Source organism: Lysinibacillus sp. NPDC097214, from assembly GCF_050277945.1.
Lineage (GTDB): Bacteria > Bacillota > Bacilli > Bacillales_A > Planococcaceae > Lysinibacillus > Lysinibacillus xylanilyticus_B.
The window spans coordinates 297,181-322,607 of the sequence record NZ_JBNNSS010000004.1; the positions used below are offsets into that span (position 1 = coordinate 297,181).

Sequence of the window (25,427 nt, forward strand, 5' to 3'; positions counted from 1 at the left end):
TTATTGGTACTATAAATGGAGAAACAAAAGCTATTATCAGGATTTGAAGAGCTTATTGTTAATGCAGGAAATCGACCAGACCTTTCGATTAACAGCGAACTACGTCTTTCCATTGATTCAGCAACAGAAAGTGTGCATGCATTAGCGCCACTAATTGACCCAAATATGCATTGTTGTGGCACAGTAAGAGCACATGGAGAAGAATTTAGAACCATTTAAAGAGTATTGGTTTATTTCATCAATAACAACCAAATATAATCAATGGGAAGCATTTACCCCAGCCGAGACAGATTTAAAATAGAGCATTGAAGATAAAAAAACTATTTTGTAGAGTATTTCTTTATTCCACAATCGAGCGCATTTCTTTAGTAAGGAATGCGTCTTTTTCCATTTAAGGGCCAGATTGTGGAGTATCTTGTAAAGGTATTAAGGATTATAGAATAATTTGTATCCTATGGTATGACTTGAAAAATCTGTTTTAATATAGTACAGTATGGTTAAAATTTAAATAACTGAACACGATGATGGGAAGTAGTAGCAATCACGTTTTTTTTAGAGAGTCAGCGGTTGGTGGAAGCTGATAGAAGCACTTGTGAATCCGTCCTGGAGTTGCACAGTCGAAGTAATGCAAGTAGGCTGTTGCCGGCTAAAATGCCGTTATGAAATAAGTGGATTAGGCATATGCCTAATCAATTTGGGTGGCAACGCGGGTAGCTCTCGTCCCTTTTTAGGGGTGGGGGCTTTTTTGTGTTTATTTTTATTCAAAATGGAGCTATGCGAGTTTAGCTTGCAACGCAATTACACCAAGACTTAATGGATGCAACGATTCCCATCATTAAACTACTGGAGGTATGACTATGTTAGATATTAAACGCGTACGCGATAATTTCGCGGAAATTAAAGAAATGCTATTAACACGTAATGAAGATTTAGGAAACTTAGATGACTTTGAAAATTTAGATGCAAAACGTCGTGAGTTAATTGCTAAAACAGAAGAATTAAAGGCAGAACGAAATAAAGTATCTGAACAAATTTCAGTGATGAAGCGCAACAAAGAAAATGCAGATGAAGTGATTGCTCGTATGCGTCAAGTGGGCGATGAAATTAAAGAGCTTGATATTCAATTAAATGATGTAGAAGGGCGCTTTAAAGATATGATGATGCGTCTGCCGAACATTCCGCATGAATCTGTTCCCGTGGGTACAACAGAAGATGACAATGTTGAGGAATATACATGGGGCGAAATTCCAACATTTAATTTTGAGATTAAAGCACACTGGGATCTAGCTACAGATCTAAAAATTGTGGACTTTGAACGTGGCGCGAAAGTAACTGGTAGCCGATTCTTATTCTACCGCGGCCTGGGGGCTCGCTTAGAACGTGCGTTAATGACATTTATGATGGATTTACATGCAGAAGAGCATGGTTATGAGGAAATGCTGCCACCTGTCATTGTTAATCGTGATAGCTTGACGGGTACTGGAAATCTCCCTAAATTTGAGGAAGATTTATTTAAATTAGAGGAAACAGATTATTTCATGATTCCAACGGCAGAGGTACCTGTAACAAACTTCTATCGTGATGAAATTTTACTGGCTGAGGCTTTACCACAAGGCTTTGCTTCTTATAGTCCGTGCTTCCGTTCAGAGGCAGGCTCTGCGGGTCGTGATACACGTGGTTTAATCCGTCAGCACCAATTCAACAAAGTAGAATTAGTACGCTTTGTAAAACCAGAGGAGTCATATGAACAGTTAGAGTTGTTGACAGGTCATGCTGAAAAAGTACTGCAATTACTGGGCTTACCATATCGTAAACTAAAAATGTGTACTGCTGATTTAGGTTTTACTGCAGCGAAGAAATATGATTTAGAAGTTTGGATACCAGCACAAAACATGTACCGTGAAATTTCTTCTTGTTCAAACTTTGAGGACTTCCAAGCACGACGCGCAAATATTCGCTTCCGTCGTGACCCAAATGTAAAACCAGAATATGTTCACACATTAAACGGTTCAGGTCTTGCGATTGGTCGTACAGTTGCCGCTATACTAGAAAACTATCAACAAGCCGATGGAAGCGTAGTAATTCCTGAAGTTTTAAGACCACATATGGGTGGAAAAGAAGTAATTGCCCCAAAATAAATAACGGGTAAAAGCGATTTTAGATATCCTGTAACAGGTAATTGTATTGCCTTTTTATCGATTTACAGATGCTTTTAATAGTATAAGGTGGTGTAACCGCCGTGGAGCTGAAAAAATACTTTCTTAAAGGAAATTTAGCGAGACTAAAAAAGATGTTACTATAACCAAGGATGGGGTGCATTAGAAAAAATTTAGAAATGACATTTTACAGCTCTGACACATATTCCGCTATTCCACAATCGGGCGCTTTTCTGTAATGAGGAAAGCGTCTTTCTTCATGAAAAAGGCCATTTTCTTGAGACACCATCTACATCTTCGAAAATGTGAAGTGAAACAGTCAATGAAGTCAATGGATTTCTGCGATAATTTCTAGTGAAAGGGACAGGTGAAAGTTTACCAGCTTCACTCAACATCGGATCAATCAGTAATCATTTTCCATTTATTGAGATAATTGATGTAGCATGTCGAATATGATGTACTGAAATGGTCATAAAAGCATCTCCTCTAAACAATTTAGTGACTACAAAAATAAATTCGTATGTATCTTCCAAAATACATATTTGTTTTCTTTTCAAAAATATATGAACCTAGCGTTAAAACACAAGTGAAAAATTGCAAGCCATCCAAAACAGTTTTGGGTTTCAGTTCAACTTTGTTCAAAATGAGAATAATTTTTAACAGTAAAATCAATTAAAGTATAGCTTTTTTGATCAATTTTTTTATTAAACTAACAAAAATACTTGCAACACCTATTATAGTACTGTACAGTACTAATTATGACGAGAGGAAAATTAATGAATCAAAAACGTGTGATTGAAGTAGCTGCAACATTATTTTTAGAAAAAGGGTTTGCTTTTACAAGCATGGATGAATTAGTTCGTGTAAGTAAAGTTTCAAAGTCTAATGTGTATTACCACTTCTCTAATAAGGAAGAATTGTTGGAAGGGGTCGTTGATTATTGGATTGAAATGTATCAATCTGCAATTGATGGCTTACTATCTCAAAACCAATTATTAGTTGAAGATCGTATCCAACTGTTTTTAAAGCAATTATCACAAGGAGTTCAGACGAGAGAATATAAGGGGAGCTGTCCATTTATTACGCTTTATATTCAAAGCCCTACAAATGCCACAAAAGTAAAAGAAAAAATAGGTCTTTTTTTTGCAGGATTACAAACGAAAGTTTCTCTATTACTTAAACAAGGGGTAGAGAATGGGGAATTTAGAAAGACAATTAATATTGACGAGGTTGCATCTCTTTTTATTACAAATCTTGAAGGAGCGCTATTTATTTCAGAAACTCTGAAGGATGCAACTGTAATTATGAAAACAGCAGATCATTTATTTAACTTGCTTCGATAAAAGAAGCATTTTTTTTACATCAAATTAGTACTGAATAGTACTAAAAGGAGGATTTATATGAGAACAGTATTTTTAACTGGTGGAACAGGTTTTATTGGAAAGCAATTAGTGAAGGAATTAGCCAAAGAGCATGTTACAATTCTTCTATTAGTGAGATCGAAAAGTAAAGCAACACGCATTTATCAAGAAAGAGGCATCTTAAACGAGGCAGTTATGCACTTTATTGAAGGTGATTTGACGAAAATAGACTTAGGTCTAAGTGCTGAAGATAAGGAGTTGGTATTGAAAACGGATGTGATTATTCACGCAGGAGGCCCCATGGATATTCAGGCGACAAGCAAAGAGGCAGCTTCCGTATTTTTGAACGGTGCCCAACATATTAGTGAATTTGCTAAAAATATTCATCAATTGAAGGGATTGCAACAATTTATTCATGTTGTAGGCTATATGAGTCCCTTTGATGATAAAAATAGCAAGATTGCGATAGATGTGTTTAAAGAAGGAAACAATTTTTTGAAAATAAAAAATCCATATGAGAGAACAAAGTTTTTAGCAGATCTTTATATCCGTCAGCAGGCATCAACAGTAGGTTATCCGCTTTCAGTAATTAATCCACCAACTGTAGTTGGTAGTAGTAAAACAGGGAGTACGGAGCAAACAGGAGGCTTAGGCTTGCTTGTGATGAGTATGCGAAAAGGGCTCTTGCCAGTGATTCCTGGAGGTAAGGAATATAGATTACCACTTATTGCAAACGATGAACTAGCAAAGTTTATTGTGCAGGTTTTCAGATTGGAGCAACCAACTATACAAACATATACACTTGTTGAAGATAAACAACATGATCAGAATATTTCAGAATTATTAGATACTATGTCAGAAAGTATGAATATGACTGCACCTAAAATCTCTGCCCCATTGCCATTTATGAAAGCACTTATGAATAGTGGCGTAAGCAAAATAACCCAAATTCCTGCTGATGGGCTAAACTTTATTACAAATCGAACATTTTCAAATGGTTCAGCGAAAAAGATTATGGGAGAAGATTGGTTTAAGGAGACAAATGTAATGAAATTTTTCCCTGCCGTAGTAGCTGATCTGGATTATCGCATGATGTATCCAAATAGCCAGCATAATCATTTATTTAAACGAACATTATGCGATAACACTACCATTTACCAATTACAAGGAGAGGGTAAACCGTTTATTTTATTACATGGTTTATTGAGTGATGGAGAGGATTTATTTCCTTTAGGACAAGAGCTTCATGAAAAAACGGGTCAACCTGTATGGATCTTGGATCTTCCAGGTTTGGGACGTTCTCCTTTTAAACGAGAGAAAAATCTTCTAGATATCTATTTGAATGTAGTGAAAAAGTTATTGGAGAAAGCTACTAATGGTGCACATCTAATTGGCCATTCATTTGGTGCGTTTATTCTTTTGGAAGCATTAGTACAAAAGTATATAGAAAAGAAGTATACAATTACTTTACTTCAGCCACCTGTTGCTAAAAGAAATGCTAAAGTACTTAATGTTCCTCAATTTATGAACAAATGGACATTGAAATTGGCAACTACTAATTTGATAGAGCGTTATGTATTAAGTAATGGTTTGTTTGAAAGTACTGAGAGCATCCCTGAACATTATATTAAAAAAATAAGTAACAGTTTTACTTCTCCTAGAATTTTAAATACTACGGTTCAGCTTAACAGTTTACTATTGAAAAACTATCAAAGTGATTTCAATGAAGTAACAAAGTATAATCTTCACATTATTTGGGGGGATTATGACAGAGGCTATTCTGCTCCTTCGCATCTTGGTAAGGTTGATTTTGTTCCATATGGTCATCATTTTCCTCTTAACCATCCGAGTGAAACGGCTAATTTGGTAATAAAAAATAGTAGTACTTGCAGATGAGAGTGTGGGATAAATAAAAAGCGTGTAGTAAGATCGTTGTGTCTTTGAAATAAAGTCGTACTGTTTGAAAAAAAGATTGTCTACATGAACGCTGGATATATTTACTTAAGAATCTAACAGCTAATCAATTACAGCGTACATATCAGTATCCTGAGGTAGTAAAATGCGAATTGAACAAAGTATTGCTCCTTACGCATGGTATGTAATCACCTTGTGAAGAAATATACTTAAACTCCCATGAAAGAACGTAATAATCTTTCATAAAACAAACAGATTATTTTATGTTGCATGTAGTCGAGCCATTAAATCCCTAGTGCTGATTATTTATATAGCCGACCAGCAAAAAGTAAAAAAGTTTTTTATAGAAAATAAATTTGCAAAAGAAGATGAGAACTTCCTTCTGTAAAAACTAATGTTTAGTATCCTTTTTACAGGTAGAAGTGAAAATTGCTGATATATTACAGTCGAAAAAGTATACACCTAACCAGTTGTCGAAATTTATTTGACGACTGGTTATTTAGTATTGTTCTTCAGAATAACTTATAATGAACTTCCATGTTGTTTATTATAAGTTTCTTATGAATGGCTAGCTGAACAATTAGGTGTAAGTAAAGCACTTGTAGGATTTATGTTAAAAGGAGATTGTACTCTAAAATCGGAACGTATTGAACAATTAGCTAGGATAATGAGGATTACGACAAAAGAATTGGTTCATACAGATGCAATAATAGAAGACCAATTGACTGTTAATTTGCTAGGTGAATTATCTAATCAATACTAGCTAAAATGAGGGTTTTGCATTTGTTGTTGTTAAATAGGGATTGAATACCATTTAGTAATTATTCTTTATTACAATACAAACACTAAAGAGCAGTCCATTTAAAAATAAGGAAGATCACACATATAATTACTCTAAAATAGAAATTAAAAAGTTAAAGTAAACCAGGATAATTTATGAAGTTATGGCTATTGTGGAGCTGCACATGTAGAAAATGATCAAACTTTGTTTTAGATATTAAAGGATATGAGGAATTTCAAACCCAACGGTTTATGTAAAATCATGTATTTTAAAAAATGAGCTGTCTGGACTTTCTTGTCCATTTTTTCTTTTGAAAACGTGACTTTGTCTGGACATTCTTGTCTCAAAAGTAGGGAATTATATTTTGTCTGTAGATTCTTGTCCATATACATGTCCTTGTTGTATATGGACAAGAACTTTTAGACATTATAATTTTTATTAAACATTGATAAAATAACAATCTTATAAAATTTGTCTAAAAGTTCTTGTCCAAAATTAAGGACAAGAACTTTTAGATTTTGTATAATAAAGACAAGAACTTCTATACATTATTTTTTCTGAAAATTCAAAAAATAAAAGACGAGGTGCTTATATTGTACAAACCTTTAATTACTGACGCTAGTAAAAAATATGGCAACAATAGGTGGTTGGCATACAGTAATAAATTAAAAAGAGTAGTCTATTTATTTAGCGATTTAGAATATGAGCATTGGTTACAGGTAGAAACTGATCCAGCTATAATTACTTTCTGCGAACAACCGATTAAAATGGAAATCATTCAAGACGGTAGAACACATTCATCCATAATTGATATGTGGGTTAAATATATAGATGGTGAGGAAACATTTATTGAAATAAAATATTCCAACGATTTATTAAAAAAATCTGTTGAAAAACAAATTTATGTTCAAGAAGTTTGGTGTAAGGCGAATCAAAAAAAACATTCAATCAAAACAGAGAGGGAAATCAGACTGAATCCAATTAAATTATCAAATCTAAAATTATTAATAAAACAAGTTAATAATTCAATAAGTCCAAATTCTCAGACCATCGATTTTATAAAAAATCATATTAATGAAGAGCCAAAAACTATTCTGCAAATAGCAAATGAGACAAAAATCGAATTTCAAACATTATTCTATATTTTATGCAATCTGTTATATGAGGGAAGTATTAAATGTAATTTTGAAGTAAAACATTTAGGGAAGTATTCGGAGGTGTGGAAATAAATATGCGAAGGTTTTTTTCAGAAAAAGATGTTTTAATTGAAGATATAAATATCTTTTCGTGGGATGCAATATATACAGGTCATCTTAATGAACAAGAACTGAATATTTTTAATACAAAAAAGGAAGCAATAGACCTTTTCTTTAGTACCGAACTACCAATAAATCAAATAGTTTTAGAAACGGGCTTATTTAGAAGTGAAATCTATCGTTTAGCATTGAGATGTATGATCTATGACGATAATAATAAAATAATGGGATACCGAGCTCTATTACACAATAACAAGGTTGTTCCGTATAAAAGGAAATCACTTAATAATCAAGATATCACTAATTATTCAGGTGCATTCCAATTACTTTTAAAGAATTTCCCTGAATTAAAAACCTTTTTAATAGAGGAGTATTTTAAAAAATCTAAAGTAAAGAATAGTGCTAGAGAACGTAAAATTAGTTTAAAAAATTTGCATAGAAAGTTTATTAATGAATGTAGGAAATTAGGAATAAAACCTAATGAGTATCCTTTCAATACGACTAGCTTGGCCCGAAAGTCAGTTGAAAGGTTTATTAAAGATATCTCTAATAATTACATTCGAGAAGTAGCTAGCATTAATGGGGCGCAATCCTATATGCTTTTAAATAATGTAAATAATTCTATTAATTCAAATTCGACAATCACTAGACCATTAGAAAGAGTAGAATTTGATGGTCATAAACTTGATGTAATAACAGCAATTGTCTATAAAACGCCAAAGGGTGAAGAAATAATAGATACAATAGATCGTATTTGGATATTAACTGTTGTTGACGTAGCAACTAGAGCAGTTATAGGTTACCATTTATCTTTCAATAAGGAATATAACCAAGAAGATGTAAAAAAGTGTTTTCAATCAGCAATTTTACCTTGGAAATCTAAAGAACTTACTATACCAGGATTAGACTATTCTAAAAATGCTGGTTTTCCCTCATCAAAATTTTCTGAAGTTGAATATGGTACTTGGGATGAAATAAGCTATGACAATGCAAAATCACATCTTTCAAATGAAATAAAAGATTTATTAACAAAACAAATAGGTTGTTCTATTAATATGGGACCGATAGCAGTTCCTGTTAAAAGACCAATTGTTGAACGACTTTTCAAAAAAATTGAAGAGAACAGTTTTCATAGGCTCCCCTCAACTACAGGTAGTAATGTAATGGATCCACGAAGAAAAGATGCTGAAAAGAATGCAATTAAGTATTCTATTACTTCTGATGCGATTGAGGAATTATGTGAGGTAATTATAGCAAATTACAATGCAACACCTCATGATGGTAATGATGGCTTTACTCCATTAGAGGTCTTTGAAAGTAGGATTAATCAAGGAATGCATATTAATACTATTCCGATCGAAAACAGAGACTTAGTTAATTTATTTCCAATAACTTGTGAACGGAGCGTTAAAGGGAGCTTGGAACAAGGGAGAAGACCATTTATACATTATAAACAAGAACGTTATTCTAGCCCTGAACTTAGTAAAGATTTTTCAATGGTAAATGAAAAAGTAATTATCTTGATTAATACTGAGGATCTTCGTTCAGTTGTAGTTTATAGGCAGGATGGCTCAAAGTATGGGGTATTAACTTGTAGTGGTTATTGGGGAACTGTACAGCATTCTTTAAAAATAAGAGATGCAATAAATAAATTTAAACGCGAACGATATTTTCATTATACCGAAGATGAAGATCCCATGGATGCTTTTCAAGCTTTTTTAGAAGAAAATGCAATTAATGATAGAAAACTTAGGAATCTACTAGCTGAATTCAAATCCTATAAAAAGAGATATAAAATTGATTCGAAAAATAAAGAGAAGAAAAAAGTTCAAGTGAGGTTAAAGAAAGAACAACAAATACTACACCAAGAAGTTATTGATGACAGAAAAATCGCTACTGTTGAAAATATTTCTAGAGGTAATCCTAGGAATAAACAAAATGATGAATTCAAATCAACTCACGATTTAATCATAGAACAAAAATTAATTCAAAAAGAAAAAAGTTCTACGACGCCTAACACTAATTCAGATAAAGATGAAATTAGATTAAATAACATCAACCCTGAAATCACAGAAACAAACTACTATGACCATTTAATAAACGTAGAAAAAAACAAAAATAAAAATAAAAGAAAATCAATCTCTCTGTAGGTGGTGTATATTATGGTGAACTTATCAAATATAAACGTTCCTTTGGGAAAACACCCTGTTGACACTGGGAAATATCTAATTGCAACAAATGAAATTGATAAATTATGTTATATAGTAGGGAACTGGATTGATAATAGATTTCCAGGTGCTATTATTCATGGACGCCCTCGCCTAGGTAAGACACGTGCTATTAAATACCTAATAAAAGTACTACCCAAAGAATTAGATCAAAATATTCCTATGTTCCATATAAGATGTAAAACTCATAAAAATCCTAGTGAATATAAATTTTTTGAGAATTTGTTAGAGGGAGTTGGACATGCATCACCGGAACTAGGAAGACCAAGTGAAAAAAGAATCCGTTTAAAACATTTTTTTATAAATGCTGCAGAAAAATCAAAACAAAATAAAATTGTTATTTTCATTGATGATGCACAAAAACTAACAGCAATCCAATATGATTGGCTTATGGATGTATATAATGAGTTAGATGAATATGGGATTGTATTAACTACTATATTAGTAGGACATGATGAATTAATCGACCGAAGAAAAAGATTTATTAAAAATAAGGATTTTCAAATAGTAGGTAGATTTATGAGTGATAGCTATCAGTTTAATGGGGTAAAAAATGAAGAAGATTTTAAAATTCTTCTGGAGCAATATGATGAAGGAACTGAATTTCCTGTTAATTCAAATGTGTCATATACTCATTATTATTACAGGGACCATTTTGAAAATGGGTTTAGGTTGGTTAACTATGCAGGGGAGTTACATGGTGTATATTTAGAACTTCAATTAGAGAAAGGATTACAAGAAAACAAAGAAATACCAATGCAATACATTACACTGTCTGTAGAATATATCTTGAAAACCTATGGTTTTTTTGGTGAAAATGTTCAACTACTTAATAAAAATCTTTTCAAAAAAGCAATAATTAATTCGGGTTACATTCAATCTGAGTTAGTTTTATTAGATGTTGAATAAAGGGGGGGGCAATATGGAAAAAAAAGAGTTTGTATGGGATAGGGAGTGGATTCATAGTTATATGTCCAATTGGTGTATATTCGAACGTTTTAAATTTTCTAACGCCTTATACAATAATAATGATCTACTCGGTATTTTTGGAAACAATAATGTAAAATCAGTAAAGCGTATTACAAGTGTAGGTGATTATCTAAGAAATCTTGTAAGTTTATCTGGTATAGATAAAAATAAATCTCTTGATATATTAGGGGTAAACTTGAATAGTAGAAATTCACTGATATACAAAAAAATAAAACCCATATTAGGTTTAACATATGCTTATACTATCAGAGATACTATTACCTTTTGCCCCAGTTGTATTAAATGTGGTTTCCACAGTATTTTTCATCAGATGACTCTTTTTAAAAGTTGTGTTTTCCATCCCAATGTACCATTAGAAGATAGCTGTGAAAAATGTGGAAAGATCTTTGGTAAATACCTATTGTCCAATTTTTCAAACCCTCCGTTTACCTGTGAATGTGGTTTTTGTATATTAGAAAATAACAACGTGATTTCAATTTTTAAGGATTGGAGAAAGAAATTTACTATTAAAGATGAGGAACTATTATTTCTTCTTAACCTATATAAACATAATAAAGAAACCCCTTTATTAATCCACCCAATACGGATTTTAAGAAAATATAATGAAATAGATCAATCAAATTTAAGTTCATTAATCAGTTATAAAAAAAATTACTATTTGAATAGAGAATTTAAAGAAAAAACAGATCTAAAAGAAGTATATTCATTTAACTTTCTGTCCTCAAAAAGAGTATTAGAAAGTTCTATTAGTGCCTATAAATACACTTTCAATTATCGTTATAATATTCTTTCACTAAGAAAAAAAGATAAGATCGATGCTGTGTTCTATGATATATATATACAATCCAGAGAAATCTATAAAACAATTAAAAGATATCTGATGAATCACCACCTAAATAACCATAAAACTTGTATTCAATTAAATAATGAGCTAAATAGTAATGATTCTTACTGCGGTTTCGCTTTGGCATTTATATTTTGGAGAGAAGAGTTTGAAGAAATAGAGCTATCTCAAAGAATAAAGCAAGGACCAGTAGAAACAAGAATATTTAACTTTGAGTGTTATTTAGAAAGATTTTCACTTTATCCTAAAGGTATTTATTGTAATTATCTTGAAGATTTATTGGGTAATTGTTTTAAAATCACAAATGATTTTGATTCAATCGATTTAAATCAAATAAAAAAGATTGTAAGTAGTCTGCTATCCTTTTTATTACTTGAAAGGTTCTGTGAATATTTAGAGTTGATACTATATCCTTCGAAATATAAGTCAAGTAATTATATTTTACCTGATATAATACCAATGCATTTGATTGTAATTGATAAGAATATACAAAAAACTACCATATACTATCAAAATGTGTATAAAAAATTAAAAAAATTAATTCAGGAGATGCGAAAAGAAAAAAATATTTGTGGTTTTGATAAGAATAAAAAATATGAACCATATCTAACACCATCCCAAATTGCAATAATTAATATGGATAAAAGAGGGACTCTTCCGAAGTGATAGTTAGAAAGCAAAACCATTAAGAAAGCTGTCCTTAATGGTTTTATATATGTTTGATTTAGTTTTTAAGGCAATTTAAAATATCTTCTGCTAACATCTTAGAACCTGCAGCACCCTTTATATATTTCAAATTTCCTGAAGATAACCAATCAATCTCTTTTAAATTACTTAAAAGCTTAGTTAATTGAACAGAATCTGGTTGTTGAGATTTAATTGAATAATTGTCATTAATTATTTCATTCCCAACAATAGCCAATGCATTAAGACAAGTAATATGTGTCATCCTATATAACTGGTTATCATCCCACTGTTCTGGAAACAAATCTTTTATTAAATTAAAGTAAAATAAAGCAATATTTAGTTTTCGTTCTTTTGATAGATTTGCTAAAGCAGATTTTTTAGTTAATAATTTTATGATGTTGTACAGATTTTGTAATGTTACATTTTTTTCTTTTGTTCTTCTTCCGATTAATGTTCCTTTACTAAAGAAGGGACTCTCTGGCTTAAGTATTAAGTTTGTAGCAACCCAGCTAATATCATCATTATCCCTATTTAAATAGCGACTTAGTGATGTACCTATACCCTTAGCTTTTGAATTGATTACATCAAATAATTTAATTTCTTCATCCTCATCTAAATAATGAAAAGCCAAAAAGGGAACGTTTAATGTGCTATCTGTTTCATTTATATATTCACTAATCCCACCTAATCTATGCTGCCCATCCATCAATGTAGCTTTTTTTGTACATATTAATCTCCCAAAATTTCTTCTCTGACCATCATATGCATGAAACTCCCAATTTCCTGAAGCATTTAATAAAATCGGTGTGTAAAGTGCCTCTTCTCCTTGAGAAAGATAATTTGCAAAATCTTTACATCGTTTTTTATCTATAGGGCGTTGATATCCTTTGCCAGAAGGATCGTTATAAAGTTTGGAGTATGAAAAGTTAACTGCAATTTGAGATGAGACAAAGCCCTGGTAAGTAACACGACCGCGCATCTTAGATTGTAATACATTTTCTATTGCTATATTTGAAGGTAAGTTATTATTCATAATAAAAACTCCTTAATAAAATTTAATACTCAAACATTATAGTACTTATAAGTACATATATCAATCAAATTTATACTATATGCAACTGTAAGATAGTACAAACCTCACATAGTCTAAATGTGAGGTGATTTTGTGGAAAGTTTAGTCAAATTAATTGGTAGCAATATCAAAGAGATCCGAAAGTTAAAGAAACTTACTCAAGAAGAATTGGCTGAGAAATGTGGTCTCCAAACTTCGTATGTGGCTGGGGTTGAACGAGGAGATAGGAATATTACCATACAGTCCTTAGAAAAGATTATTGATGGCCTAGAAGAAACACCAAGTAGTATTGTTAATTTTGATACACTAAATTTTAATAATAAGTACTTTGAAAAAAAAGAATTAATTATGATCTTACAAAACCTAGTAGAAGATAGAAATGAAGCTGAAGTTCGCTTAATTATTAATATTGCGAATGAAGTGTTTAAGACGTATGAAAAAAAAGATAAATAATCAGGAAATTGATTATACTTGAGACTTCAATAATCCACTCAGTAGAGTGGTTTTTTGTTTATTATTTTAATGGATAACAATTGTATTTAGAAGAGAAATTAGTATAGCAAATGGTATATAATGGATTTGTAGTGATTTTCCATTATTATTAGTTGGAGGGTAAATGATGCATATTTCTAGTGTTTCTATAAAAAATTACAGAAGTTTTGGTGAAAAGGAGTTTACTATACCTTTGAAACCTTTTACTGCAATAATTGGAGAGAATAATATCGGGAAATCAAATCTTCTCAATTGTATTGGATTAATACTAAGCCAAGATATAACTATGTTTAAAAAACGTGTTTTAGACATGGAAGACATTAATTCACGTACATTAGATATTTTTAAAAAGTCAGTTGTAGCAATGCTACCTGGTGAAATGGATGCTGATAACTTGGTGTTTCCAGAGGTAAAAGTAGATATTATTCTAGATGACTTAGACGAGGATCAAAAAGCAGTTGTAGGAGATTGGTTTTTTGAAGGAACACTTTCAAAAGCGCAACTGACATATTTATTTAGAGTTAGATCAGGTTTTAAAAAATCAGAGTGGCTAGAAAAACAACTTGCTAAATTGACTATTCTTCGTAATACAGATGTGGTTACTGAGGATCAATTACATACTCATGTGGAATTCCCTATTGAGCAATATGAATATTTAATCTTTGGAGGTAATAACCCTACAAATAAATGTGATCCATATTTTTTGAAAATGCTAAAATTAGAGGTTTTGGATGCATTAAGAGACGCAAGAAAGGAACTTGATGCAAATGGGGAATATAAATTACTGTATCGAATCTTAAATAAAAACTATGAAACAGATTTTGTTGAGATCCAAACGATGCTTACAAGTTTAAATAAAGAGTTAATGAAAAATAAAAAATTAGTCTCAATAAAAGAGGAGATTACTGAATACTTGGATAAAATTTCTTTATCTAACCCGAAGGAAAAGAATAATATAGATTTTAATTTTGTTTCACCCCAAGTTAAAGAGATTATAAAAAAACTAAGTATAGTGTATGGTGAAAATCCTATATCTATTGAAAGAAATGGTTTAGGGAAAAATAATTTGCTTTTCATTTCACTTATACTATCACACCTTGCCTCTCAAACAGAAGATAAAACAGAACTAGCATTTAGAGTAATAGGAATTGAAGAACCTGAAGCACACCTACATCCCCATCTACAAACTCATTTAGCTAGAAATTTGAGCAAAATCAATAAAAATACACATCCAGAGGAAACAAAAAAGGATACTCAAATTATCATTACATCTCATTCGACAAATATTACTACTTCGATTGACTTAAACAACTTAGTTGTTTTATATGGGGAAGACGGGGAAACATGTTTTCATTATATTTTAGATGGTTTTTCTGATCAAAAAGCAGGGAGAGAACATATTACATATTTAAGGAAATATTTAGATGCTACTAATTCATCAATGTTTTATGCAAGAAGAATAATTTTAGTAGAAGGAATCTCCGAACAAATATTAATACCATTATTTTTTGAGATGAAGTATAAACAGTCTTTAGAAAGTATGGGAGCGACTATTGTAAATGTTAATGGAGTGGCGTTCAAACATTTCCTTGAAGTAATAAAAAACGGCTATTTCATTAAATGTGGAGTTCTTACAGATAGAGATAAAGGAAAGAAAACTGAAAATAGAGCAGAGAATTTAAAAATCAAATATGCTAAATCAAATCATTTAATTGAAGTGGCCATCAATGAAGATACTTTTGAAAAAGAAATAATTAAATATAACAAAGTGGATCAAGGAAATGCAATCTTAAAGCGAGTCTTCAAAGCACTTCATAAAATTAACTATAAAAAGTATGAAGAATTATGGGAAAAAGAAATTGATGTGGAAATATACTTTAGTGAGATTGAAGGAGACAAATCTGATTTTGCTTTTACTTTGCATGAAGAATTATTAAAAGATAATAATGGATTCGTGATACCAGAGTACATAACTTCAATTTTTGAATTCATAGTAGGTGAGGCGTATGAAAAAACAATTGGATAATACTTTAATAATTGCTGCTGCTGGATCGGGTAAAACTACAAAATTAATAAGCCTAATTAAAAATAAAATAGAGGTACTACCAAGCAATAAGATATTAGCCGTAATAACTTATACTAATGCGGCCACTAATGAAATTATTGAGAGATTAGGTGGGAATTCTACAATTCAATCAAATGTGTTCATTGGTACTATACATAGTTTCCTTTTAAGATTTCTAATAAGGCCTTATGGGAAAATATTAGGGTTTGTATCAGATGAATTAATCATCACAGAATATAAAATTGAATTAGAAGAGTCTAAATATCAGTTTGTTACCAAAGCAAATATTGAAGCACAACTTTCTAGAAAAGGTATAGTGACTTATGATTATATTGAAACATTAGCAAAAAAAATTATAGAAAATGCCAATGTAAAAGAACATTTTTGTAATAGAATTAAATATTTGTTTGTGGATGAATTTCAAGATTCTTCAAATGGGCAATTTGAAATAATTGAGAAATTGCGCAAAGAAAAGAAAACTCAGGTTATTCTAGTCGGCGACCCAGAGCAACGTATAATGGGATTTAAAAATAAAATAAAAAAACATCCGATAGACGAATTACAAAAACCGAATGGAAGAAAATATATTTTAAAACGATTAAAGAATAATTATCGGTCGAGTGAAACAATAGTGAAATTTATTAATAACTTTCATTCGAGTATTGAACAAAATTGGGCTAATACAGATATTGAATCGAAAAATGCGGTAATATTTATATCATCAACAAAAGTTAATACTATAATAGATGAATTTAATAATATTTGTGAAGATGAGAACTATGCTCAAATTCAGCCTAAAACTAGATATTTTCTAGCATTTGAAAATAAATTATATGGCGATTTCCGAACCACAGCACTCAATCATAAATCTAAAGAAAATGTACCTTTGATTACTTCCATATTAGATTTTTTATCAGCATTTTTTAACGTAAAAAAAAGTAATTTATCCGAAACATTAGGATTAGATGAAGTTGAATTGAGAAAGAAGTGCTTTTTGCTATTTAATGTTATCAATCAAAAGCAACCAACTGATTTGGAAGAAATCTTGCTCTCGATAGAAGGTGTATTTAATTTCAAACGTGCTATTAATGAAGCTAAGGCACAATTTATTATCCAAGAAAAGGCAAAGAAATTTGTAGAAGCACTAACAGTTAGACAATCTGCACAAAGTATGGATTCCTTTAGTGAAGCCGATTTGTATCAGGATTCTTTTTTAACAATTCATAAATCAAAAGGATTACAAGCAGATGCAGTTCTAGTTGTAGCTAAAACTGAAAACGAATTATTGAAATGGTTAGAAAAAGATAAAGATACACGGTTAAATAGCAATCAGGATACAAGCAGGTTAGGGTATGTAGCATTTAGTAGGCCGAAGGAGTTACTTTGTATTGCTTGTCTAAAGCCAATTAGTCTAGAAACCCAAATGTTACTTCAAAAATTGAATGTGTCTTTGTATCCTGTTTTAGAAAAGCCTGAGAAGTAATTAATTATATTAGAACAAGTGTTTCCAAAATACTTAATTGTAGTTTTATAAAAAAGTTTGATCATTAAAAAAAGTTCGATTATTTAAAACAAAGATTGATAATTTATATTAAAATTTGATTAAACATCCTGTGTTGATATGCAGGATGTTTTTGTTCAACAAACGGGCCATATTGTTGAATAACTTATAGAAGTTTGTGAAGAAATGTACTTAAACTAAAGGGCAGGTTAGTGGAAGAAGGAAACGTGATAAAATAGATAGGCTGTTTTCGCAAAGATTATTGTTAATGACATAACGGGTGATAATTCAACATCTAACACCGCCAAAAATGTAGGAGAATCAATTCCCTCGACAATGATTTTGCTCACATATATGTGAATAATACAAGACTGGAATTCATCTGAAAACGAGTTAAACTTATTAAAGTAAGTGTGTAGAGATATTGGTGAATTAATTTTTTACCGAAAATATATGTCGAAAGATACGTCTACCATCTTGAATATTATTTTCGGAGGGTACTAATATGTATAAAGAAGATCGACTTCCTCAAAATCCAAAAGAAGGAATAGTGTTTCTACTGATTATCTCAATTATTTCAGCAAACACAATCGGCCCGATAATTGTGGGGCTGGAACTAGGATTCAGTAAAGAAAATTATTTAGAAACTCTAAAAATAATTCCATTTTTGTGGATTATTTTTGTTTTGATAGTTAGATTAGTTGCAGGACCTTTAGTTGGCAAAATTCTGCCGAAATTCGTAGGACCAACAGATGGCTTTAATGCCAGAGTTCTATTAAATACCCTTTTGAATGTTACAGTCATATCTATTCTTATGACTATAATAGGAGCTTGGGTTGGTACGAAACAAATAAGCATAGAACCTTTCCAAAACTTCTTTCACAGTTGGTTTAGAAACTTTGGTGTAGCATTTTGGATTGAGTTGCTAGTTGCACAACCTATAGCAAGACTTGCAATGAAAAAATTGCACGCAAAGCAGAGAAGTAGATTAGTAACTGAAAAACTATAATAAAATTTCATTTTGAAAACACACCACAAATCATCTTGCTTAGCCGATGGGTTTTATTAAAACCTTGTCGGCTTTTTTATCATCTTTGATTGCTTAGTAGATATAACGTTCCCAAATGAAAATTTGGGAAGACACAAAAAGCCAAGAAATGCTGTGAAAACAACGTTTCTTGGCTTTTCTTATGAATGCAATTTATGCACGTGAGTAGAAACCGATTAACAGTAATGGTTTAGTGGCATTTTGAGTAAGGCTGCATTCTTGGCGTTGTATACCTGCATTTTTTAATCGTTCCTATATATTAACTACAGGGGCTATAGTTGAAAAACGATATTCCACAAATGAATTTCAAATTAAATGAGCCAATATCTAAGCACATCTCTTAGATATTGGCTCTGTAGAAGTGAACTTGCTATGGTCGGTTCCAAATGAATGTTGTAACAATATACGGCAAAAGTATGGCAATGACAAAAACGAACAAATTTCCTGATAATCCTATTACTTTCAATTTCCCTTTAGAATACAACAAAGCTAAGATAATCCCTATTATAGGTCCTGTAATTAATACACTTCGCCATACTATACCTGGAACAAGATCAATATTAAACAAGGTTAGTGCATAAAAAAGTAAGTTAAAGATTAAAACATAAATTGATAAATGTTTCATAGCTAGGCTCCTTTTTGATTTCAGACTATTTATAATATAACGAATAATAATGTAGTTAAGTTTCGACCTTGGGGATGAATCTATTTTAAGGGATGAGCGTATAAATCCCCTATAAACTACGAGGTCCCTAAAATCCGGAGGGGAAAAGTGATTATTAGAGACTATAGAGTTGATGACGAGACTGGTTCCGAACACTTGCGTTTTTACAGACTGCTTATTTTGATAATGTACTAAATAAGAAAGAACGTTATGAAAATCCAGAATCGAGCTAGTCGCAGAGTTGGACGGTCAAATCGTTGGGCTTATTGATGTAGAATATGAAATAGAAGAACGAACAGTTTGCTCCAGAGGAGAAGGGTTAGGAGGAATGATTTGGCATATCGCTGTTCATCCGGATTTCTCCCGACGAGGAATAGGACAACAATTACTCTATGCTGCTGAAACTAAAGCAAGAAGAATGAAATTAAATCGTTTTGAGGCTTGGACAAGAGATGATTTATGGGTTCAAAACTGGTATGAAAAAATGAATTTTAATATCGTTGATTCCTATTATCACGTTTATTTTGAGGGGAATGAAATGAATCATCGAATTCAAAGTAACATGCCCAATTTATACTTAGTTAACGCTTTTACTCATTACGTTGGGAAAGATATTCACCAATTTACAAATAATAAACGTATTCACCAATGTGTTTGTTTTGAAAAATCATTTTAATCATTACTAAGTTATGAATGACATATTTATCAATAATACTATTCAACAATCGGGCGCTTTTCTGATAAATAAGGAAAGCGTCTTTCTTCATGAAAAGGGCCATTTAATTGAGTAACACTTCTAAATTAAAAATAGGATTTTATGTTAATCTTGATGTGAGTTTGTGAAACAGTGTACTAAAGCTAACGGGGTAGGTTAGTTGAACAAGAAGGGCTATTGAATGACGTTTCTTTTTGTATCGTAATCTGTTTGATTTGCATCTTTGTTCTTTAAGTATTTATTTTTAATATAAGGGGAAAATACCTACAAAATTCACAATAGAGGTGGCGATAATTCTTGAGAAAGTTAGTCATACTAGTCACGGTGATTTTTGAATTATTTTTCTCGATGCAATTACTATTAGTAAAAGCGAGTTTTCAACCAAAATTAGAAAAAGAGGCTGTTTCATTTATTCAAGTAAACCGTTTAAATGGGGAAACTCGTTTATTTAAAGAAAATGATGGATATGAGGAAGTGATTATCAGTAAGGTTGTTAACTGGATAGACACGGCAAGTCCTTCCGAAGGAGTAATTGAGTTAAATAAAACTCCCGTAGTCTCGATAATGAAAATAAAAATGAAAGATGGGGACGTTGCAGTTATTGAACCTGCATATAATTGTGTGTCCGAAAACCATGTAAAAACATGCACGATAGCAGATGGTGAGGTTATATATACTCGAAATAACAAAAAGGTTCGATTGAAATCACTAGACCTTTATGATTGGCTCTTAGTTGGCTGGAAATATGAAAGTGTTGGGGCACCAAAAGATGAGTTGCTTGAAGAAACTTTATATACCAGATATTTTTCCTATCTCGCTGAAACTTATTCAGATTTTATCATGTGTCCAAAAATAGATAAAGTTGAAAGAATGGATGGAGATACAAGAAGACATATAGTTCATGCAAGTGCGTTAAATTATAGTGCACATCATGGTGACGCTCCCTTTGATAGAATCCATATCACGTTGACTGATACTCCAGAAAATGGTGTTAAAATAAATAAAGTTACAATACAAAAGGGTATTTCTGAAAAAGAAAGCACTATACAATGTAGGCGGGAGAGTTAAAGGATTTTTTTCAACTAACGGGGGCTTTACTTCAAGATGGGATTCCTGTGGAATCCCATTTTTTTCTTCCTCAACTAGCGAGGCAGTTTAGTGGAATAAACAGTCAGTTATAGAGAACACTTAATATGAGGTGTTTTCATATGAAAAAAATTATTCTTATATTAATTATTGCCATTTCTTTTTTTGCTGTTTTAACAAAAACTAAGGCAATAATAAATGAATATGATGAAATTGCAAAGTCTGATAATGCGGATGCTACACTTTATGCTAAAAAGATGAATGGAGTATATATAGATTTTAAAATTGATTTTCAAGGTGGTGTCCTTACAAGACCTTATTGGATAAATACAACAAGTCCTATTTGGTCCCCTCAAATTATCTATGAGGACATCAATAAAGATAGAAAAAATGAGTTAATCATAATTTTGACCAAGGGTACTGGTACTGGAATATTAGAACAAGAAGTTCACGTTCTCCAAATCCAAAATCAAAGAATAAATAAGGAGCTTGTTGAAGTACCAGTTGAAGTGCTTGTTGATGACCCAATTGCAATAGTGTTAAAAAATGTAAAGACCGAGTTATTACCTAACGAAGCAAATATTAGTATTGGCGAAAAGAAATATGCAATTGATACCAAACCTTTAAAAATTGAGCCTGAACATTTACTTCCTGATATATACTTTGGCAATCTAATCCACTTCGAAATAAACGACAATCAACTTATTGCGAAAATCGGAGGTCAAATTTCTCCAGCAGGTGGAAGTATAGGTGATATTCAAATTACGTATATGTTTAAGGATAAAATGTATCAGGCAAAATCAATTGAATTTAAACCAAATGAATAATGTGTTGTTAAACTAACGAAAGCGATTGTTTTCAATAGAACAGTTGTTTTTTCACTAACGAAGCAGTTTAGTTCAATAAGAAAATAGCTATACAAAATTTAAAGCGTATTTTAATATCCATATTTAGCGATGTAGTTTTTATGGAATTTGAAGATGTTGTTTTAGATTAAAGTTTGATCAAATTAATATTAATAACCTTGATAAATGAACAAACAGAAAGAGGATGCTTTGAAAAAAGATTGATCAAAACACCCTCTTATTTAATACGACCGATGAACTTTTTATAAAAAATAAGAAGCACCATTAATTAAAAACATTATGCATTATTCGAACTTAACGTCTTTCTCCTTTTAATTCCTTTTTCTTTCTATTTCTTTCTTTTCTTTCATAAATGATTCTCCCTCAATATCTAAATTTGGTAGTAATTTATCTAACCACTTTGGCAAGTACCAAGAAGCTTTTCCCATTAAGATCATTATTGCTGGTACAATAGCCATTCTTACTACAAAAGCATCAAATATAACGCCAAATGTGAGTGAAAAGCCCATTGCTTTAATTATAGGATCTGGAGCTAACATGAATCCAGTAAATACTGAAATCATAATCAACCCTGCAGCTGTTACTACTCCACCACTATCTTTCATTCCAGCTAAAACAGCTTTACGTGCATCACCGGTATGTGTAAATACTTCACGCATTCTACTAACTAGAAAAACCTCATAGTCCATTGCTAACCCAAATAAAATCCCTATCACAATGACTGGTAAGAAGCTTAATATAGGATAGGCAATGGGGAATCCAAATAAATCAATTAAATTTCCATCTTGTATAACAAATACAGTGAATCCTAATGTTGCACCTAAAGACAGTACAAATCCTAGTACTGCTTTTAATGGAACTAGAATAGACCTGAATACTAGTACTAATAAGATGAATGAAAATCCAATAATTAACAAGGCGAATATTGGTAATGCATCACTCAGTTTTTGTGATATATCAATGTTTACCGCCGTAGTACCTGTAACCATTAATTTTATATGATTGGATTTTTCCAAGGTCTTTGCCTTTTCTCTAATATCGTTTACAAGATTTTTTGTTTCTGAATCGGCAGCTCCTGTATCTGGAGTTATAGAAATAAGATACAATTCTCCTGAAGGTCCAGGAATTGCTGGACTAACATTTTTTACATTTGTTAACCCACTTAGCTCTTCTATAATATCGCTTAATGCTACTTGTGGATTGGTTGTTTCGCTTGAGGTTTTAGCAGCTACAATTAATGTTGAAAGATGGCCAGGGCCATAAGCTTTGGTAAGTAAGTCATATGCTCTTCTTTCTGTTGTCTCTTCACTTTTCGAACCGTTATCTGGTAATGCGAGTTCCATATGGGAAATAGGGATAGCAATTATAGATAGAAGTGTAATTCCAATAATCGCCACCTCCCACGGGCGTTTTGCTACGAAATTTCCCCATCTATCGGAAGTGGTTTGTTTTTTATCACGTTTAATAATTTTGCTTAAAAAACTATTCTTTCTATCTGGTCCCACTTTATGTCCCAGCAGACCTAAAAAAGCTGGAACCACAATTATTGCAATAAATATTGCGAATAATACGCAAAGGGCAGCAGATAGACCCATCATTGTTAAAAATGGTATTTTTGCAACAGATAAACCTAAGAGCGCAATGATGACTGTTATACCAGCAAACACTACAGCACTACCGGCTGTTCCATTTGCAATTGCTACAGACTCTTGGACAGAATATCCTTCTTTCCTTTGTTGTCTAAAACGAGTCATAATAAAGAGAGCATAATCAATGCCTACTGCCAGTCCCAACATTGCTGCTAACGTTATTGAAACTGAGGTAATATCCAAATAATTTGTTCCAATCATAATTAAAAAAATTCCTGTAGCTAGTCCAATAACCGCCGTAATAATTGGCAATCCAGCCGCTAATAAGGAAATAAAAGTAATTGCCAATATAACGAAAGCAACAATTACCCCAATTACTTCTGTTATTCCTCCAATTTCCATTTCAGAAAATGAAACATCACCAGAAAGTTCTGTTTGAATGCCAGCATCACGTATATTTTCGATGTTTTCTATAATATTTTTCTTTGATTTTTCCGATACCTTGTCTGCTGCTACATTATAAGTAACAATTGCATAACCAATATTCTTATCTTTATTTATATTCCCTAACTCTAATGGGCTTGCTACAGAAACAATATAACTATCTTTTTCTTTTATCACTTTCAATGTATCCGTAATTACATTATTAATCTCTTCAGAATCTAGGGTTTTATTTTCAGGTGCATTAAATACTAACTGTACTTGACTTGTACTAGAGGGGAATTCCTTTTTAATGAGGTGAAGGGCTTTTTCTGATTCTGATCCAGGTATAGACATGTCCTCAGAGAAATTTGACCCCAGGTTCATTGCAATAATTGCTATCACAAGGAGAATTAATATTGAGCCTCCAATTATTTTTTTACTATTGTTTGCCGCCAATTTTCCTAATTTATAAAGATACTTTGCCATTAACAGCTTCCTTTCATCCTAATTTTACATACAACACATTAAAACAACTAGTTATTGCTTAAACAAAAAGTTATTAATTAAACACCTTGTTGATTTAATGGCATAGACATAGTATATTAAGGCTAATTGAAGGTAACAATAAGCAAAATAAAAACAGATGTTATTAAATAATCATTTATTAATTTTTTGTCCGTTTAAAAACATATTAAAGTGAATTGGTTACTAAGGGAGGAGAAAAACGTGGTTGGTACACCAGGAAACCGAAGAACACTGTATAGTAAAAAGGTAATTATAGAGGCTTTTTTACTGCTGCTACAAGAAAAAAACTTAAATAAAATTACTGTTACGAATATTTGTAAAGTAGCAGATATTAATCGCGGAACTTTTTATTCTTATTATAATGATCCCTTTGATTTAATGAGGAGTATTGAAGAAGAATTGATAGAGAAAATGATGAGTACTATTAATATTTCGGGAGAAGAAAATATACTAAATGAACTTTTAAAATTGATACTTATAAATAAGGATCTCTGTAAAATCATTTTTAATGAAAAAAATAGCTCTCATGTACTAAATACAGTTTTGAATTCTGCTCATGATATAACAATTGCAGAAATTAAAAAAAAGTTACCAAATGCTAATGAGACTCATTTAGAATATTTTTTCACTTATTCGACAGGTGGGATCATTAAAGTAATTCGAAAATGGATAAATGATGATATGAATATTCCAACTGAAGAAGTTGTACAAATCTTAGAAAGTATGAACGTCATGTCATCTCAATAAACGATTTGTTATTTTGAATAATTATCATTAATATGTTCAGAGATTTTCTATAAAAAAGTTATAATTTGCGTAAATTTATTCTATATCGAGTTAGCTTAAGAGATGGTAAACTTTTCAAGGGAATGTGAAGAGTTTCACTTAAACTAACGGAGGGCTTTAGTTCAATAACGATCTTCAACAATCGGGCGCGATTGTGGAGCAACACAGGTAGAAAATAACCAAACTTTTTTATAAAACCTAACTTAAAACTGCTAAAGAAGAATCCCTTTTGATCAATCTTTTTTCAAAAGGGATTCTTCTTATTTAACGTAAAATAAGGGGTTTGCGAGGCATTTTTGCTCAAACTTTATTTCAAAGCAACATTAATAAAATGTGATTATTCTCTTGGGACAGCTAACAGATTATGATGTAGTGAGT

General features: G+C 31.5%; 18 protein-coding genes, 1 pseudogene and 1 other annotated feature. Of the genes and pseudogenes, 16 read left to right on the forward strand and 3 right to left on the reverse strand.

Annotated features, from left to right (window positions below; all coding sequences use genetic code 11):
- The first annotated feature begins 15 nt into the window (after nt 1-15).
- From ACQKMI_RS11505 to ACQKMI_RS11540, 8 genes are all read left to right on the forward strand, one after another.
- Entirely contained in the window at nt 16-219 is a 204-nt protein-coding gene (locus ACQKMI_RS11505; RefSeq protein WP_427488969.1) for a hypothetical protein, read from the forward strand.
- 293 nt (nt 220-512) lie between these two features.
- Nucleotides 513-728: a binding site (T-box leader), on the forward strand.
- 129 nt (nt 729-857) lie between these two features.
- Nucleotides 858-2,138, forward strand: a complete 1,281-nt coding sequence (gene serS / locus ACQKMI_RS11510) for a serine--tRNA ligase (protein ID WP_427488970.1) — start codon at nt 858-860, stop codon at nt 2,136-2,138.
- A 794-nt stretch (nt 2,139-2,932) separates the two neighbouring features.
- A complete protein-coding gene (locus ACQKMI_RS11515; protein WP_427488972.1) occupies nt 2,933-3,499 on the forward strand; it encodes a TetR/AcrR family transcriptional regulator in 567 nt (188 codons plus the stop codon).
- A 57-nt stretch (nt 3,500-3,556) separates the two neighbouring features.
- Nucleotides 3,557-5,413 (forward strand): alpha/beta fold hydrolase, encoded by a 1,857-nt coding sequence (locus tag ACQKMI_RS11520; protein ID WP_427488974.1) that lies wholly within the window; start codon nt 3,557-3,559, stop codon nt 5,411-5,413.
- Nucleotides 5,414-6,805: 1,392 nt separating this feature from the next.
- Nucleotides 6,806-7,441 carry a TnsA endonuclease N-terminal domain-containing protein gene (locus tag ACQKMI_RS11525; RefSeq protein WP_427488976.1) on the forward strand — a complete coding sequence of 212 codons (636 nt, stop codon included), beginning with the start codon at nt 6,806-6,808 and terminating at the stop codon, nt 7,439-7,441.
- Nucleotides 7,432-9,618, forward strand: coding sequence for a hypothetical protein (locus ACQKMI_RS11530; RefSeq protein ID WP_427488978.1), 2,187 nt, complete (start codon nt 7,432-7,434; stop codon nt 9,616-9,618). The genes ACQKMI_RS11525 and ACQKMI_RS11530 overlap by 10 nt, the downstream gene beginning before the upstream one ends.
- A gap of 12 nt (nt 9,619-9,630) precedes the next feature.
- Nucleotides 9,631-10,605: an AAA family ATPase gene (locus ACQKMI_RS11535; RefSeq protein WP_427488980.1), complete on the forward strand. Its 975-nt coding sequence runs from the start codon at nt 9,631-9,633 to the stop codon at nt 10,603-10,605.
- A gap of 13 nt (nt 10,606-10,618) precedes the next feature.
- Nucleotides 10,619-12,196, forward strand: a complete 1,578-nt coding sequence (locus tag ACQKMI_RS11540; protein WP_427488982.1) for a hypothetical protein — start codon at nt 10,619-10,621, stop codon at nt 12,194-12,196.
- 58 nt (nt 12,197-12,254) lie between these two features.
- Here the strand turns inward: ACQKMI_RS11540 and ACQKMI_RS11545 are convergent, their stop codons facing one another.
- Complete coding sequence (locus ACQKMI_RS11545) at nt 12,255-13,250, reverse strand: DGQHR domain-containing protein (RefSeq protein ID WP_241603747.1); 996 nt, start codon at nt 13,248-13,250, stop codon at nt 12,255-12,257.
- A gap of 132 nt (nt 13,251-13,382) precedes the next feature.
- Between ACQKMI_RS11545 and ACQKMI_RS11550 the strand changes: the two genes are divergently transcribed.
- From ACQKMI_RS11550 to ACQKMI_RS11565, 4 genes are all read left to right on the forward strand, one after another.
- Nucleotides 13,383-13,742, forward strand: a complete 360-nt coding sequence (locus ACQKMI_RS11550; protein WP_427488984.1) for a helix-turn-helix domain-containing protein — start codon at nt 13,383-13,385, stop codon at nt 13,740-13,742.
- A gap of 166 nt (nt 13,743-13,908) precedes the next feature.
- Nucleotides 13,909-15,807, forward strand: a complete 1,899-nt coding sequence (locus ACQKMI_RS11555; RefSeq protein ID WP_427488986.1) for an ATP-dependent nuclease — start codon at nt 13,909-13,911, stop codon at nt 15,805-15,807.
- Nucleotides 15,788-17,329, forward strand: coding sequence for a UvrD-helicase domain-containing protein (locus tag ACQKMI_RS11560; protein ID WP_427488987.1), 1,542 nt, complete (start codon nt 15,788-15,790; stop codon nt 17,327-17,329). Before ACQKMI_RS11555 ends, ACQKMI_RS11560 begins: the two co-directional genes overlap by 20 nt.
- A 523-nt stretch (nt 17,330-17,852) precedes the next feature.
- Nucleotides 17,853-18,356: a hypothetical protein gene (locus ACQKMI_RS11565; RefSeq protein ID WP_427488989.1), complete on the forward strand. Its 504-nt coding sequence runs from the start codon at nt 17,853-17,855 to the stop codon at nt 18,354-18,356.
- Nucleotides 18,357-18,765: 409 nt separating this feature from the next.
- Here the strand turns inward: ACQKMI_RS11565 and ACQKMI_RS11570 are convergent, their stop codons facing one another.
- Nucleotides 18,766-19,020 (reverse strand): hypothetical protein, encoded by a 255-nt coding sequence (locus ACQKMI_RS11570; protein WP_390008114.1) that lies wholly within the window; start codon nt 19,018-19,020, stop codon nt 18,766-18,768.
- A gap of 147 nt (nt 19,021-19,167) precedes the next feature.
- On the opposite strand from ACQKMI_RS11570, the pseudogene ACQKMI_RS11575 reads away from it, so the two are divergent.
- The 3 genes and pseudogenes from ACQKMI_RS11575 to ACQKMI_RS11585 all read left to right on the forward strand — a co-directional run bounded on the left by ACQKMI_RS11575 (nt 19,168) and on the right by ACQKMI_RS11585 (nt 21,687).
- Nucleotides 19,168-19,735 (forward strand): annotated as a pseudogene (locus ACQKMI_RS11575) (GNAT family N-acetyltransferase).
- Nucleotides 19,736-20,071: 336 nt separating this feature from the next.
- Nucleotides 20,072-20,842 (forward strand): hypothetical protein, encoded by a 771-nt coding sequence (locus ACQKMI_RS11580; RefSeq protein ID WP_427488991.1) that lies wholly within the window; start codon nt 20,072-20,074, stop codon nt 20,840-20,842.
- Nucleotides 20,843-20,982: 140 nt separating this feature from the next.
- Nucleotides 20,983-21,687, forward strand: coding sequence for a hypothetical protein (locus tag ACQKMI_RS11585; protein WP_427488992.1), 705 nt, complete (start codon nt 20,983-20,985; stop codon nt 21,685-21,687).
- A gap of 350 nt (nt 21,688-22,037) precedes the next feature.
- On the opposite strand, the gene ACQKMI_RS11590 is transcribed toward ACQKMI_RS11585, so the two are convergent.
- On the reverse strand, nt 22,038-24,224 hold the full coding sequence (locus ACQKMI_RS11590) for an MMPL family transporter (protein WP_427488994.1): 2,187 nt from the start codon (nt 24,222-24,224) through the stop codon (nt 22,038-22,040).
- A gap of 240 nt (nt 24,225-24,464) precedes the next feature.
- On the opposite strand from ACQKMI_RS11590, the gene ACQKMI_RS11595 reads away from it, so the two are divergent.
- Nucleotides 24,465-25,010, forward strand: a complete 546-nt coding sequence (locus ACQKMI_RS11595) for a TetR/AcrR family transcriptional regulator (RefSeq protein ID WP_107951667.1) — start codon at nt 24,465-24,467, stop codon at nt 25,008-25,010.
- Nucleotides 25,011-25,427: the final 417 nt, after the last annotated feature.

Bases quoted from the DNA above. Each gene is read 5' to 3' on its own strand.
- ACQKMI_RS11505 (WP_427488969.1), top strand. From the start codon at position 16: ATGGAGAAACAAAAGCTATTATCAGGATTTGAAGAGCTTATTGTTAAT.
- serS (WP_427488970.1), top strand. From the start codon at position 858: ATGTTAGATATTAAACGCGTACGCGATAATTTCGCGGAAATTAAAGAA.
- ACQKMI_RS11515 (WP_427488972.1), top strand. From the start codon at position 2,933: ATGAATCAAAAACGTGTGATTGAAGTAGCTGCAACATTATTTTTAGAA.
- ACQKMI_RS11520 (WP_427488974.1), top strand. From the start codon at position 3,557: ATGAGAACAGTATTTTTAACTGGTGGAACAGGTTTTATTGGAAAGCAA.
- ACQKMI_RS11535 (WP_427488980.1), top strand. From the start codon at position 9,631: ATGGTGAACTTATCAAATATAAACGTTCCTTTGGGAAAACACCCTGTT.
- ACQKMI_RS11540 (WP_427488982.1), top strand. From the start codon at position 10,619: ATGGAAAAAAAAGAGTTTGTATGGGATAGGGAGTGGATTCATAGTTAT.
- ACQKMI_RS11545 (WP_241603747.1), bottom strand. From the start codon at position 13,250: ATGAATAATAACTTACCTTCAAATATAGCAATAGAAAATGTATTACAA.
- ACQKMI_RS11555 (WP_427488986.1), top strand. From the start codon at position 13,909: ATGCATATTTCTAGTGTTTCTATAAAAAATTACAGAAGTTTTGGTGAA.
- ACQKMI_RS11560 (WP_427488987.1), top strand. From the start codon at position 15,788: ATGAAAAAACAATTGGATAATACTTTAATAATTGCTGCTGCTGGATCG.
- ACQKMI_RS11565 (WP_427488989.1), top strand. From the start codon at position 17,853: ATGTATAAAGAAGATCGACTTCCTCAAAATCCAAAAGAAGGAATAGTG.
- ACQKMI_RS11570 (WP_390008114.1), bottom strand. From the start codon at position 19,020: ATGAAACATTTATCAATTTATGTTTTAATCTTTAACTTACTTTTTTAT.
- ACQKMI_RS11585 (WP_427488992.1), top strand. From the start codon at position 20,983: ATGAAAAAAATTATTCTTATATTAATTATTGCCATTTCTTTTTTTGCT.
- ACQKMI_RS11590 (WP_427488994.1), bottom strand. From the start codon at position 24,224: ATGGCAAAGTATCTTTATAAATTAGGAAAATTGGCGGCAAACAATAGT.